The organism is Holzapfeliella saturejae (assembly GCF_037546065.1).
Taxonomy (GTDB): domain Bacteria; phylum Bacillota; class Bacilli; order Lactobacillales; family Lactobacillaceae; genus Holzapfeliella; species Holzapfeliella saturejae.
This window is the reverse complement of the sequence record NZ_JAWMWG010000001.1, coordinates 94,661-108,856: the sequence shown is the minus strand read 5'-3', so window position 1 is coordinate 108,856 and position 14,196 is coordinate 94,661. Positions and strand designations below refer to the sequence as shown.

The following is a 14,196-nucleotide window of genomic DNA, read 5'->3' as shown; positions in this document are numbered from 1 at the left end:
CTCCATAGGGGGTTTTAGACTTTAATTATAAATAAAACAGCTAAAGGCTGTCTAGCTGTTTTATTGGTTAAATACTACAACTTTCACATTCATTAGAGCCAACTTCTTGTGAGTCGTCTGTAAAAGTACGTACGTAATAAATTGATTTAATACCTTTGTAGTAAGCATAGTTACGTAGGATGCTCAAATCACGTGTGGTTTGTTCTTCTTCTTCTTTCCATTCATACAATCCTTCAGGAATTGTTGAACGTAAGAAGAGTGTTAAACTCATCCCTTGATCAATATGTTGTTGAGCAACAGCATAAGTGTCGATAACTTTACGCATATCTGTATCATAAGCTGAAGTGTAGTATTTAATTGTTTCGTTATCCAAGTGAGGTGCAGGGAAGTATAATTTACCATTTTTCTTCTCTGTACGTTCTTCAATTAGACGAGTAATTGGGTGAAGGCTAGCACTAGTATCATTAATGTAAGAAATTGAACCTGTTGGGGCAATTGCTAAACGATAAGCATTGTAAAGGCCATCTTGTTGGATAGCTTCTTTTAAATCTTGCCAGTCTTGTTGAGATGGAATCATAATCCCATCAAATAATTGTTTTACACGGTCTGATTTTGGTGCAAAACTTTGAGTTAGGTATTTATCAAAGTATTCACCTGTTGCATAAGTTGATTTTTCAAAATCGTGGAAAGTTTGTTTTCTTTCGCGAGCAATTTGGTTACTTTCAGCTAAAGTCCAGTAATTTAGCAGCATGAAGTAAGTATCCACAAACTCTAAAGCTTCTTTTGAGCCATAGTGAATATGTTCTTTAGCTAAGAATGAGTGAAGTCCCATAGCACCAAGACCAATTGAATGACTTAACTGGTTTCCTTTAGCAACAGTAGGAACAGCTTCAATATTTGAAGTATCTGAAATGAAAGTCAAAGCACGAGTCATCGTTTTAACTGATTTACCAAAGTCAGGACTTGTCATTAAGTTACCAATGTTTGTTGAACCAAGGTTACAGCTAATATCAGTTCCCATTTGGTCAAATTCTTGCTTATCGTTTAAGATAGCAGGTGTTTGAACTTGTTGGATCTCAGAACATAAGTTACTCATGATAATTTTACCGTCAACAGGGTTTTCACGGTTAGCAGTATCCACATTTAAAATATAGGGATAACCTGATTCTTGTTGAAGTTTTGAAATCTCATTTTCAAGTTCACGAGCTTTAATCTTATATTTGCGAATTTCATCATTTTGAACCATATTGTCATACTCTTTTGTAATATCAACATATGAGAAAGGTTCGCCATAAATACGTTCAACATCATAAGGACTGAATAAGTACATATCTTGGTTAGTACGTACAAGTTCATAATATTTATCGGGTACGACAACACCTAAAGAGAGTGTTTTAACACGGATTTTTTCATCAGCATTTTCTTTTTTAGCTGACAAGAATTGGATGATGTCTGGATGGAAAACGTTTAAGTAAACAGCACCAGCACCTTGGCGTTGGCCCAATTGATTTGAGTATGAAAATGAATCTTCAAGTAACTTCATAACGGGAATAACACCACTAGAAGCACCTTCGATTCCTTTGATTGGGGCACCAGATTCACGCAAGTTTGATAGCGCAATCCCAACCCCACCACCAATTCGTGATAATTGAAGTGCTGAGTTAATTCCACGCCCAATACTGTTCATATCATCAGTCATTTGGATTAGGAAACAAGAAACAAATTCCCCACGACGTTTTTTACCAGCATTTAAAAAGCTAGGTGTCGCAGGTTGGTAGCGTTGACTAACCATTTCATCAGCTAAAGCTTCTGCAAGTTTTTCATCGCCATTTGCGTAATAAAGGGCATTAAAAAAGACCCTATCGATGAAGGTCTCAAGATAATAAGCACCATCGTTAGTTTTTAAAGCATATTGATTATAAAACTTGTAAGCTGCCATAAATGATTTGAAACGGAAGTTTGCATCTTCCATTCTCTTATGCAAGTTTTCTAGAAAATCTTGAGAGTATTGTTCTAGAAATTCAGCTTCAATGTAGTCATGTTCAATTAAAAAGTCTAATTTTTCTTTTAAGTTATTAAATTGTTTAACATTAGGAATTACATTTTCGTGGAAGAAAGCCTTCAAGGCTTCTTTATCTTTATTAAGTGGGATTTGATTATCAACAGGACGGTTTACCTCGTTGTTTAAAACAAAGTAAGAAATGTCACTGATATTTAAATCTTTAAGACTCATATTCTTTCACAACTTTCTTGAATTCTTCGACATCTTTGTTGGTGCCATTAAATTCAAAATCAAAAATAATAGGAACGTCATAGTGTTCTGAAATTTTCTTAGCAGTGTGAAGGTAAAGATGGTTAAAGTTCTTGTTACCACCACCAGCAACACCTACTAAATTTTCAGCATTGGAGCCATAATCCAAGAACTCAAGAATACTTTCAACAAGTTCTAATTCATATGACGGCACAATCAAGATAAACGGTTCATTCATCTCATGAAATGGATCTTCATCACTAATTTCATAAGAAGGTAAATCTAACTTCTTCATAAATCTTCTGGTTTGACCAGTTAATGTGTAAAAAGCTAATTTCATGATAAAACCAAGTCTTTCACTTTGTTAGGTGCAAAACCAACAATAGGATCTTGATCAGGTGAGAAGAAAACAGGTACGCTACGGTAACCTTGGGCTTTTAGTTCTTCTAAAGCCTTTGCATCTTCATCAACATTAACTTCTTTAAATTTGATACCTTTTTGAGCAAGCAAACGTTTCATCATTTTGCACTGCATGCAGTTGTTTTTAGTGTACATGATTGATTCTGTCATGATAAAAATCCCCCTAGAAATTATTAAATGCCCATTAAATGCGACGATAATGGCCATTTGAAAGTGTATTTTGAAAATTAAATACCCCACAATATCTTGTGGGGATCAAGGTAACTCAATACCTCATGATGTAGATTGTGCGATGATTACGACTTAAAGTCAAGCGATAAATTGAATAAAAAAAGGTTGACAGATAAGAAATCGTAATCCCAACATCTTTGTAGAGTTTAGATAATTTTTTTAATTAATTGCATCTGTAAAATAATGACTTTTACGTTAAGCCACAATAATAAATTTAAGTAAAAATTTTGGTAAATGTCAACAGATTTATGGTGAGCTAAGAATATCTGCTAAATAAACGAGAGCAAAAGTTGAGAATAGCTAGACTTTAGTTTGCTATCTATTTTATAATTCTAAATGAGTGCTAAATTGAGGGAGTTTATAATATATGAAAAAATTCTTGGTGTCAGTTTTGAAGGCGGCATCTTTACTAGTGATTGTTTTGGTAGCAATGTTTGGTGCTTACAAAGGTGCACGTTATGTCGCTGCTAACCAAAAAAAAGCTGTTGTTAGTGACATGTACCAAAAAGCAAAAACGACTGACAGTTTGAAGTCGGGAGAAAATTTAACGTATCATTTAACTAAATTGGGGAGAGATGCCTTGCAGCCCGATTTATATTTTGATAAATCTAAAAGTCATACTGATCAAATGGCTTATACTTCACAAGAAGGTGGCATGCTGTACCAACATAGTGCAGGTCAGTTGACGATTCCTTCAGATATTTCAGCAGGGCACATTTTAGAAATTAAAACACCACTTTATATTGATTCATTTTCAGATGACGCGACTTTAGTCTTTGAAGATTCAGATGGTCAAAAGTTAACCTATAATGGGACTAACTTCAACACAGACTGGGATTACCGTAATCAAGGATTAGTTCGTGTTCTAACCGGAACTAATTTTGATAAGGATCAGTTAATCAATGACTCTGAATTTTTAAAGAAAAATGCAGGAAAAACCATCAGTTATCGGTTTGATAATCCCCAGTATATGATGGCTTCAAAAAAAGCATTGCAAGATAGTCAGTTAACGAAGCATAAAAATGTTGTCCTTAATCGTTCAGAGATTTCAAAAGATAAGCCATTTACTTATCAGTTCAACACATCTAGTGAAACGATTGAAGCGCTAGACTTTAAAGTATATAACCAAAATAACGATGACATTACTCAGCAATTTAAAGTGGCAATTCAATCACAAAAAATTGAAAATCATACAGACTTCAGTCAAACTTTAACAATTAGTCAAGTCGGTGACTTAACTGAAAAAGATCAACAAATTAAAATTGTCATGCCATTATACGGTCATTTTATTACGTCTGTTTTTTATGCAGGTGATAAGTTGCCAATTATTCAATAAAATTTTTAGAGGTAAACAAATGAATACAAAAAAAATAACAATTAAGCAAACGTTGCTGATTGGTTTAATGACTTTTGGTCTTTTTTTTGGAGCAGGGAATCTAATATTCCCTGTTTTTTTAGGCCAACAAGCCCAATCCAACTATCTAAAAGCCTTCTTTGGCTTTATTTTGTCGGATTGTGGGTTTATCTTGCTGGGAATTGCAAGCCTATGTCTTAGTCAAACTTATCAATTTAAAAAGATATTAACAAAATTCTCGCCAATTCTGGGCAAATTATTTGGCACATTGCTTTATTTGGTTATAGGACCTTTAATTTTACTACCTAGACTAGCAAGTGTGTCGTTTGAAATGGGGCTTGGAAGTTTTATACCACAAAATTATTATGTTGTGGTGATGGCACTTTATACAGCGATTTACTTTGCAATCGTCTATTACTTGAGTCAAGAAAATCATAATATTGTAACGATTATTGGTAAAATATTTACACCTTTACTACTGGTGACATTAGCTATTGTTTTTGGTTTGGTTTTTATTTTTAAAATGGGGAATCCAGTTCAACCACTTAGTATGGTTTATGCAACAAATCCTATACTTCAAGGTTTTTTAGATGGTTATAATACAATAGATGCGCTAGTTTCTGTTATTTTTGGTTTTATTATTGTTAAAGCCTATCAAAATCTAGGTGTTACAGATTCAAAACAGTTGGCTATCGAAAGTTTAAAGAGCAGTTTTGTGGCAGTTGTTTTGATTGCTGGCGTTTACTTTGGCTTAGTTTATTTGGGTGCAACGAGTTCGGGAATCATGTTACCAATGACTAACGGTAGTCAGATTTTAGTCAAAGTAGTGCAGCATTACTTAGGTGATGCCGGCGGTATTTTGCTAATGGTTATCGTTATTTCCGCAACTTTGAAGACGGCAATTGGGTTAATGTCTTCTTTTGAACAAGGGTTGAGTGAAATTTATCCGCGTGTTAATTCTCGTTATTTTAATCAGATTAGTGCGGTTGTTTCTTTTATCATTGCAATGTGCGGGTTGAACTTTATTTTGATGTATTCCACTTATTTATTGAACTTTGTTTATCCAATTGTCTTTATTTTAATATTAATTATGTTTGCGTCTCAAAAATTTGGCAATCATGCATTGTATTATCGATTTGCCATTACCTTTGCGATATTGCCAATCATTTGTAATGTTTTGGCTTTGGCAACTCCAAGTAGTCCATTTGGCTTAATTAATCAATATATTCCACTAGGATCAGAGGGATTCGGTTGGTTAATGCCAAGTGTTTTAGGTTATATCTTTGCGTTTATTTACCTTAAAAAATCGAAAAGTTAGCGATTGTTACATAATTGTAATTGTTTAAAGGGGGTTTTGTAACCTGTTTGTTACATTCATTCGTTACAATGGTTTCTGTTATTTAAAAACAAAAAACAATTATTTCGGAGGAATTTCCTTGAAAAATTTAAACAATAAAACAATTAAAACAATTTTTATAAGCTTGATTGCAGCTTTAATGGTTATTATCGCAAAACCAACACAATCAAATGAAGTCCAAGCTGCAACAAAGGGTGAAAATGTTGCTATCAATTATGTACCCGGATATGGTATTGCTGTCTGGAACGGCTATATTGAAGGGTCACTAACTGGACAATATTTAAGTCATGGGACAACATGGAAAGTCCTAAATACGGCAACAGATACTAGTGGTAACCTATGGTATGATTTAGGTGCAAATCAATGGATTAATAGCCGTTATACACAAAATGCGGCAGCCGTTTCTCAAGCTGCTGAACAAACTTCAAATCAAGGAACCTTTAAATTGAGTTTTTACGATCCAAAAGTTTTAGGCTCAAATATGGGTTACAGCGGTGTTGCTGCTAACTTATCAGTATTTCCAAAAGGAACTAAGCTAAAAATCACGTTATCTGATGGTACTGTTTGGTATCGTACGGTTAATGATACTGGTGGTTTTGCTTACAGTAATCCACGTCAATTAGATGTGGCAATGCCAAACTACGCAATTCCATCAGCAGGTATCTTATACGCTAATGTTCAAGTTATTTATTAAAATAAAAAAGCTAGCCAATCGGCTAGCTTTTTTTTATTTTAATTTGATATTTTTTAAGTTGACGATAATTTTTTTGTTGAGTTCCATAACGTTGTTATCGTCTTCTTTATCATTATCGGTAATTGTTAACATAACAGAATTTTCATAAATTTTTTCAATAGTACCTGAAAAAGGTTTTTTCATGTCTTCTTCAACTTTTGCTTTAACAGTTTGGCCAACGGCTAGTTTTTCTTTATCCATATTCATCCATCCTTTTTATGAATTTTAACACATATTATATAAGATAATAAACTTGAGTTGTAATTTCAATGATTAATAATTGTAATACTATCGGATTATCTCTGTAACATAATTGAAACATTCATTAGATATAATGAATTCATCAATTAAGAAATCAAACATTAAATTTAAACTATAATTATCGGAGGATTCACTTTTGAAGAACTTTACTAAACGACTATCAACAATTACATCAGCAGCATTTCTTGGAATTGCCGGAGTAGCAGCTGTAAATAGTATGGACAATAACGCTAACCAACAGGTACAAGCTGCTGAAGTTAACCAAACTGTTCAAATTAACTATGTTTCAGGTTACTCTGTAGCCGTTTGGAATGGTTACCAAGGTGGAAGTGTAACAGGCCAAACATTACCACATGGTTCACAATGGAAAGTAACCAACAAAACTTACGATTACCAAGGTAACCTATGGTACGATTTAGGCAACAACCAATGGGTTAAAGGTCAATACGTTGTTGATGCAGGTGCTGTTTCTCAAGCTGCATCAAGTCAAGTACAATCAGTTATTAACATGGCTCAAGCACAAGGTGGTATCCCTTATGTATGGGGTGGAAAAACACCTGCTGGATTTGACTGTTCAGGTTTAATGCAATACGTATTTGCACAAGCAACTGGTCGTCAAATTGGTGGATACACAGTTGCTCAAGAATCAGCTGGACGTAAAGTTTCAGTTTCTCAATTACAAGCTGGAGATCTTGTGTTCTGGGGAAGCCAAGGTAACTCATACCACGTGGGATTATACATCGGAAATGGTAAATATATCCATGCTCCTCAACCAGGTGAAGGCGTTAAAACTTCAACAATTTCATCATACTTCATGCCTTCATTTGGTGTGCGTGTACTTTAATATTACGAATAACTATCATTTAAATTTAATGTTGAAAAGTTTTAAAAAGACCGCTGTTGCGGTCTTTTTTTGTGCCGTAAATTAGGATGATTATGTAAAATTATGTAAATATTAGTAATTTATAGTATAATGATGTGAGTAGCATTACAATTTAAGCCAATGTTCATTTTTGGTTTTATTAAGAAGTAGAAAGGGATGTAGCAAAATGTCATTGATTAGCTTCAAAAATGTTGGGAAATCATACGGAGAATTTAAAGCATTGAAAGATATCAATTTGGATATCAATCAAGGACAAATTGTTTCTATTATTGGACCTTCTGGATCAGGGAAGAGTACTTTACTTAGAACGATGAATGGACTCGAAGAAATTAATGAAGGTCATTTAATTGTAGATGGGCATGACTTATCTAACCCTAAAGTTAATATTAATCAGTTAAGAAGAGATGTTGGGATGGTATTCCAACACTTTAATCTATATGCCAATAAAACAATACTAGAAAATATCACATTAGCTCCTAGAATTGTTTTAAAAGAAGATGCCAAAACAGCCGAAAATACAGCTATGAAATTACTTGAGATGGTGGGTTTGAAAGACCAAGCTAATAAATATCCTTCTCAACTATCAGGTGGACAACAACAACGTATTGCTATTGCACGTTCACTTGCGATGAAACCAAAAGCAATTTTATTTGATGAACCAACAAGTGCACTTGATCCAGAAATGATTGGTGATGTGTTAAATGTTATGAAAGAAGTTGCAGGCCAAGATATGACAATGGTTGTCGTAACTCATGAAATGGGATTTGCTAGAGAAGTTGGCGACAGAATTGTCTTTATGGATAGTGGTCAAATTTTAGAGGATTCAAACAATCCAAAAGAATTCTTTAAAAAGCCTAAAGAACCTCGTGCACAACAATTCTTAAGTAAAGTTATCGGTCATTAGGAGAGTGATAAATATGCCAAAAGTACTCAAAAAATTAGGCGCTTTAGCTGTTATCTTAACCCTAGGATTACTAATAACTGCTTGTGGACAAAGTTTGGCACAGCAAAGCGTTGTTGAAAGAGTCGAAAAAACGAAAACAATTACTTGGGGCGTTAAAGGTGATCAAAAATTATTCAGTTTGATTAATGTTGCAAACGGACAATATGAAGGATTCGAAGGTGATTTAGCCCAATTACTTTCTAAAAAAGCCTTTGGAGACGATGTCAAAGTTGAATTTGCAACGGTAACGAGTTCTAGTCGTGTACCAATGTTAAAAAATGGTAACGTCGATGCTCTTATTTCAACAATGACGATTACGCCTGCTAGACAACAACAGTTAGATTTCACAGAACCTTATTTCAACGCTGGACAATCTTTACTGGTTAAAAAAGGGAGTCCAATTACAAATGTTAAAGATTTAGATAGTTCTAAAACAGTTTTAGGAATGCAAGGATCTAGTTCAGTTCAAACTATTAAGAAATCGGCACCTGAAGCTAAGGTTTTAGAATTAAGTGACCTAGCCCAAGCTTTTACAGCATTAAAATCAGGTCAAGGTGATGCGTTAACGTCTGATAATGGTATTTTGTACGGGCTAGCTGCAAGCAATCCAGACTATGAAGTTGTTGGGGGTGCTTTTACAACTGAGCCTTATGGTATTGCGGCTAACAAAGGACAAGAAGATTTAATTAACAAATTAAATGAAGCATTAAAAGTATCCAAATCAGATGGTAGTTATGATGAACTGATTAACAAATGGTTTGGATCAATTCCAGGATTTGAGGTGAGCCAAGTCAAATGATTACGATTATACAAGAACATTTACCCCAATTATTAACTGGATTATTGAATACCGTTTTATCTAGTTTAATTGCGTTAGTTGGTAGTTTGATTTTAGGAACGATTTTTGCCTTATTTGAAATTAGTCCTAATCGATTACTCAGAATTATTGGAAAAGTCTATGTTGAAGTTTTTAGAAATATTCCATTGTTAGTGATTGTTTTAATCTTCTATATTGTTATTCCAATGTATATCGTTAAAATTAACGGTTTTATGGCCGGAAGTATCGGGTTAACGATTTATACCTCTGCTTTTATTGCTGAGGTGGTTAGAGCTGGAATTTTAAGTATTGGTAAAGGCCAAATGGAAGCTGCTCGTTCAAATGGTATGAGCTATTTACAAGCTATGTGGCATATTATTTTACCGCAAGCTTTTAAAATTACGATTCCACCATTAGGTAATCAATTTATCAATTTGGTCAAAAATTCAAGTATTTTAGCATTCGTGGCTGGTGCAGATTTGATGTACCAAGCTAATAGTATTGCATCATCAACATTCCAAACTAATCAAACTTACTTGGTCGTTGGTGTTTTATATTTAATTTTGACAATGCCGTTAAGTTACTATATGCGTCATTTGGAAAAGAAAATAACTAACTAGGTGGAAGGAGTGAGACAATGAACTGGTCAGGAGCTTATACTTGGATTAATTTAAATTACTTACTGCAAGGATTGTGGATTACAATTCAAGTTTCCGTAATTTCAATTATTTTAAGTTTTATCTTTGGTGCCATACTGGGGATTATTCGTTATAGTAAAATTCCAAAGGTATCAGCAATTGTTGGTTTTTTAGTTGATATTGTGCGTAACTTACCTTTACTGCTAATTATCTTTTTCAGTTACTTTGGATTACCACAAATAGGGATTCGGTTTAATACGTTTGCCGCTGCAATTTTCGCTTTTACAATTTTTGAATCAGCGATGTTAGCTGAAATATTCCGTTCGGGTCTTGAAGCTGTGGATAAGGGTCAGACTGAAGCAGCACGTGCAAATGGAATGACTTACTTGCAAACTTTACGCTACATTGTTTTTCCACAGGGATTGAAAAAAATGATTGCTCCGATTGTGAGTCAATTCATTTCATTAGTTAAAGATACGTCACTTGCAACGATTATTTTATTACCAGATTTAATGCAACGAGCACAGGTTATTTATGGCCAAGATACGAATTATATGATTCCAATTTTTATTTTGGTCGCCATAACCTACTTTGTGGTTAACTATGTCTTGTCCTTAGTTGCAGGATTTATCGATCGTCGCTTAAAAAATTAAACTTTTTTAAATAAATTATTAATAAAGATATTAAAAAACACGTTCTATGATATGATGGACGTGTTTTTAATATCTATGGAAAGAGAGTTACAACTATGTTGGAGTTTAATAATGTCACCAAAAAGTTTGGTGATATGACAGCTGTCCACGACCTATCTTTCAAAATTGAAGCAGGTCAAATTATGGGGTTAATTGGACAGAATAGGGCCGGAAAAACGACCACTTTCCGTCTGCTTTTGCAATTTTTAAAAGCAAATGAAGGTCAAATTTTCTGGAATGGTCAAGCTATTAGTGCTGACGACTATAATATTATCGGATATTTACCTGAGGAAAGAGGCTTATATCCTAAACTATCGATTCGTGATCAATTAATCTTTTTTGCTGAATTAAAGGGCAAAAAACGTAAAGAAATTGAACCTAAAATTGATTACTGGATGGAAAAGTTTCAAGTTAAAGGAAATAAAAAAGACAAATTGAAAAAGTTATCAAAAGGTAATCAACAAAAAGTTCAGTTGATTGCAACGTTGTTGCATGATCCAAAACTTGTTATCTTAGATGAACCTTTCAGTGGACTAGACCCGGTTAATGCGGGGATTCTACAAGACGGGATTTTAGAGCTTAAAAAACGAGGAGCTTGTGTTATTTTTTCAAGTCATAATATGAATAATGTTGAGCAAATTTGTGATCATTTAATTATGCTTAGAAGTGGTGAAACTGTCCTAAAAGGAAAAGTTTCTGAAATCCGTCGTTCATTTGGTCGGACGAGAATCTTTTTAGAATCTGATTTAACGCCTCAAGATGTTTTAGATATTAAAGGTGTTAAAGATGCATTTGTTCATGAAGATGATGTGTTGGAAGTTGTTTTAACAGATGAAAAAGCTGGAAAAACTATTTTTGATCTAGCAACTAAAAATGGTTATATTCCAATGTTTAATCAACAACCGCCAACACTTGAAGAAATCTTTAGAATGAAAGCAGGTGCGTCAAATGAATAAGACATGGATTATTGCCCGTAATGTGTTTATGAAAAATGCCAAAACGGTTTCGTTTTGGATTATGATTATTTTACCGATATTAATGGTGTCACTTTCATTTGGTTTTGGATTTTTTGCAGCAAGTTCAGTATCTCAATCGGACTCAAAACCCAACGAATCCACAAAGATTGCTGTTGTTTCAACAAATGAACAGACTAAGGAAACATTAAAAACGTTTAATCAAGACTTTCAACCAGTTGGCTCCATCGACGAAGCTAAAACAGAGTTGAAAGATAAAAAAGTACAAGCTTATGTGGATTTTGAACAAGTTAATAATTTAACAATTATGACGGATAATGCTAATAATGAAATTCAACAAAAATTATCAGGAATTGTGACACAAGCTCAAAGTTATCTAACAGCTAAGCAAGCTGGTATTTCAGATCAACAATTAGCCACTTTGAGTCAACCTGCAACGGTTCAGTTTAAAGATGTTAACGATACGCAAACGCTCGCACAAACGTTATCTAATCCTGAAACGAAAAAATCTGTTTATAATGGTGTTGCTATGGGAGCAGTCTTTTTACTATTCTTCATTGTGCTGGCATTTGCTAATATTGTGGCTCAAGAAATTGGTTCAGAAAAAGAACCCGAATTATGGAGGTGCTTGTTTCGAGTGCACCTGCTAAACAACATTTCTATGGCAAAATTATTGGTGTCTTGATGATGGTTGCTGTTTATGTTGGCTTCTATGGGATTCTTGCCGCGATTGGCTTAACTTACTTTAAAGATAATGAAATTGGAAGCTTCATTATCAATGAAGTCATTGCAACACCATTCTTTATGTTTATTGTTTTATTTATGTTGGTAGCGATTATTTATACTATTGTCTTAGCTGCGATTTTAGGCTCAATGTCATCCAAACCAGAAGATGGTCCTAAAATGGTTGCACCATTAACTTATTTGATTTTAATTGGCTATTTTGCCGCATTTTTCGCAGTAAAGGGTGACAATATCATTTCTCAAATCTTATCTTATATTCCATTCTTGTCTTCATTTGTTACACCTTCACAAATAGGTCTAGGATTTATGAATATTGGACTAGGATTTGGTTCACTAGCTATTTCTGTACTATTTTTAATGGTAGTAATTTACTTTGGAGGAAAATTATATTCTTCAAATGTTTTGATGTATAGTGATCAATCAGTCTGGAAACGTTTAGCAAATTCAGTTAAATTTATCAGACGTGAAAATCAAGTCAAATAAAAAAATCTCACCTTTTAAGGTGAGATTTTTTATTTGAGATAGTCTTTTAACCAAATTTTGTCATTTGGATTAATAACAGCTTTGATATAAAAATCAGCTTCTTCAATTTCTTGTGAAATAATTTCGGTTTTACCTTGTAAATAAGCTAAAGTTTTACCATCTGAAGCGGGTATTTTTAAATCGACTGTTTCATAATCTTTGAAAATTTGTTTTTGGATAAATTCAGAAAATTGTAAAATTGATGGTTTTTCAATTGCTGAATAAATAATTTCATCGCTGTTGATTTGAGGATAAGGGGTATCTGTTTTATCTGCCTTGTTGAATGCTAAAATCATTGGGACTTCATTAGCTCCAATTTCTTTCAAGACTTCAGCAGTCGTTGCCATCATTTCACGGTAATTAGGGTCAGAATAATCGACAACTTGGATAATTAAATCGGCTTCTTTGGCTTCAAGTAATGTTGCTTTAAAGGCTTCGACCAAGTTATGTGGCAAACGACTAACAAAACCAACTGTATCACTCAAAATAAATTCACGGTGGTGTGGCAAACGAATTTGACGCACACTAGTATCAAGCGTGGCAAACAGCATGTCTTTTTCGAATACAGCTTTATCTTCTTGATTTTTGATGAAGGCTTTAATCAGGGCATTCATCGTGGAAGATTTACCCGCATTAGTATACCCAACCAAAGCAACTTTTGGTAAATCACTTTTTTGACGTTCTTGACGTTGTGTAAAAGTGGTTTGTTCAATATCTGCTAGTTGACGTTTGATTCTAGTGATTTCTTTTTGAATGGTTCGACGATTGATTTCAAGTTTAGTTTCACCAGCCCCACGGTTAGCAAAGCCAGAACCCCCACGTTGTTGATCAAGTGTGTTTTCTGAAGGGTGTAATCGAGGAAGTGCATACTGCAGACGAGCAAGACCAACTTGTAAAGTTGCTTGTTTAGTCTTGGCACGTTGTGCAAAAATTTCTAAGATTAATTCTGTACGATCAATTACCTTGAGCTCTGTTATCTTTTCGATATTGCGAATTTGTGTTGGCGTTAATTCATCGTTCAAAACAACCGTTTGAACATCTTTATGTTCACATAATTGTTTTAATTCTTCTAATTTACCTTTACCAAAATAAGTTCCAGCTACGGGATTATCTAATTTTTGGGTTATTGTGGCACTAACTGTCATGTTGTTGGCAAAAGCGAGTTCTTTTAGCTCTGAAATGGCATAGTCAAAGTTGAATTTTTGAGCATCAACACCAGCCACAACGACTTTTGTTTTCTCAATGTTAGTTGTGAGCATTAAGTCACCTCATCTATATAAGTTTAGTATTCTCATCATAACTAATATGGGTCAAAAAAGCGAATAAAACACAAAAAATCAACTATCTTACAAAACTGTAAGATTTTTTGATTAATT

General features: G+C 33.9%; 14 protein-coding genes and 1 pseudogene. 10 read left to right on the top strand and 5 right to left on the bottom strand.

Annotated elements, in window-relative coordinates; genetic code table 11:
- Positions 1 to 67 precede the first annotated feature (67 nt).
- From nrdE to nrdH, 3 genes are read right to left on the bottom strand one after another with little or no spacing between them, the layout of a single operon-like run.
- The gene (gene nrdE / locus R4Y45_RS00445) at positions 68 to 2,233 is read right to left on the bottom strand and encodes a class 1b ribonucleoside-diphosphate reductase subunit alpha (protein ID WP_339968175.1); all 2,166 of its coding nucleotides are present in this window, start codon (positions 2,231 to 2,233) and stop codon (positions 68 to 70) included.
- Positions 2,223 to 2,591, bottom strand: coding sequence for a class Ib ribonucleoside-diphosphate reductase assembly flavoprotein NrdI (gene nrdI, locus R4Y45_RS00440; protein ID WP_339968173.1), 369 nt, complete (start codon positions 2,589 to 2,591; stop codon positions 2,223 to 2,225). The genes nrdE and nrdI overlap by 11 nt, the downstream gene beginning before the upstream one ends.
- The gene (gene nrdH / locus R4Y45_RS00435; protein WP_339968171.1) at positions 2,588 to 2,821 is read right to left on the bottom strand and encodes a glutaredoxin-like protein NrdH; all 234 of its coding nucleotides are present in this window, start codon (positions 2,819 to 2,821) and stop codon (positions 2,588 to 2,590) included. Before nrdH ends, nrdI begins: the two co-directional genes overlap by 4 nt.
- A 448-nt stretch (positions 2,822 to 3,269) precedes the next feature.
- Between nrdH and R4Y45_RS00430 the strand changes: the two genes are divergently transcribed.
- The 3 genes from R4Y45_RS00430 to R4Y45_RS00420 all read left to right on the top strand — a co-directional run bounded on the left by R4Y45_RS00430 (position 3,270) and on the right by R4Y45_RS00420 (position 6,307).
- Positions 3,270 to 4,238: a hypothetical protein gene (locus R4Y45_RS00430; protein ID WP_339968168.1), complete on the top strand. Its 969-nt coding sequence runs from the start codon at positions 3,270 to 3,272 to the stop codon at positions 4,236 to 4,238.
- 19 nt (positions 4,239 to 4,257) lie between these two features.
- On the top strand, positions 4,258 to 5,574 hold the full coding sequence (gene brnQ, locus R4Y45_RS00425) for a branched-chain amino acid transport system II carrier protein (protein WP_339968165.1): 1,317 nt from the start codon (positions 4,258 to 4,260) through the stop codon (positions 5,572 to 5,574).
- 118 nt (positions 5,575 to 5,692) lie between these two features.
- Positions 5,693 to 6,307: a hypothetical protein gene (locus tag R4Y45_RS00420; RefSeq protein ID WP_412747359.1), complete on the top strand. Its 615-nt coding sequence runs from the start codon at positions 5,693 to 5,695 to the stop codon at positions 6,305 to 6,307.
- Positions 6,308 to 6,340: 33 nt separating this feature from the next.
- Here R4Y45_RS00420 and R4Y45_RS00415 read toward each other — a convergent pair whose 3' ends face one another.
- Entirely contained in the window at positions 6,341 to 6,547 is a 207-nt protein-coding gene (locus R4Y45_RS00415; RefSeq protein ID WP_339968162.1) for a DUF2187 family protein, read from the bottom strand.
- Between the two features lie 196 nt (positions 6,548 to 6,743).
- Here R4Y45_RS00415 and R4Y45_RS00410 point away from each other — a divergent pair, with 196 nt between their 5' ends.
- From R4Y45_RS00410 to R4Y45_RS07440, 7 genes and pseudogenes are all read left to right on the top strand, one after another.
- Positions 6,744 to 7,451 (top strand): C40 family peptidase, encoded by a 708-nt coding sequence (locus R4Y45_RS00410; RefSeq protein WP_412747358.1) that lies wholly within the window; start codon positions 6,744 to 6,746, stop codon positions 7,449 to 7,451.
- A 205-nt stretch (positions 7,452 to 7,656) separates the two neighbouring features.
- The gene (locus R4Y45_RS00405; protein ID WP_339968160.1) at positions 7,657 to 8,394 is read left to right on the top strand and encodes an amino acid ABC transporter ATP-binding protein; all 738 of its coding nucleotides are present in this window, start codon (positions 7,657 to 7,659) and stop codon (positions 8,392 to 8,394) included.
- Between the two features lie 13 nt (positions 8,395 to 8,407).
- Positions 8,408 to 9,232 (top strand): transporter substrate-binding domain-containing protein, encoded by an 825-nt coding sequence (locus R4Y45_RS00400; protein ID WP_339968158.1) that lies wholly within the window; start codon positions 8,408 to 8,410, stop codon positions 9,230 to 9,232.
- Positions 9,229 to 9,870: an amino acid ABC transporter permease gene (locus tag R4Y45_RS00395; RefSeq protein WP_339968156.1), complete on the top strand. Its 642-nt coding sequence runs from the start codon at positions 9,229 to 9,231 to the stop codon at positions 9,868 to 9,870. The genes R4Y45_RS00400 and R4Y45_RS00395 overlap by 4 nt, the downstream gene beginning before the upstream one ends.
- Positions 9,871 to 9,887: 17 nt before the next feature.
- Entirely contained in the window at positions 9,888 to 10,541 is a 654-nt protein-coding gene (locus R4Y45_RS00390) for an amino acid ABC transporter permease (protein ID WP_339968153.1), read from the top strand.
- Between the two features lie 95 nt (positions 10,542 to 10,636).
- The gene (locus R4Y45_RS00385; RefSeq protein ID WP_339968151.1) at positions 10,637 to 11,536 is read left to right on the top strand and encodes an ABC transporter ATP-binding protein; all 900 of its coding nucleotides are present in this window, start codon (positions 10,637 to 10,639) and stop codon (positions 11,534 to 11,536) included.
- Positions 11,529 to 12,781 (top strand): annotated as a pseudogene (locus tag R4Y45_RS07440) (ABC transporter permease). The gene R4Y45_RS00385 and the pseudogene R4Y45_RS07440 overlap by 8 nt, the downstream one beginning before the upstream one ends.
- Positions 12,782 to 12,810: 29 nt before the next feature.
- Here R4Y45_RS07440 and hflX read toward each other — a convergent pair.
- Positions 12,811 to 14,079: a GTPase HflX gene (hflX, locus tag R4Y45_RS00370; protein WP_339968145.1), complete on the bottom strand. Its 1,269-nt coding sequence runs from the start codon at positions 14,077 to 14,079 to the stop codon at positions 12,811 to 12,813.
- Positions 14,080 to 14,196: the final 117 nt, after the last annotated feature.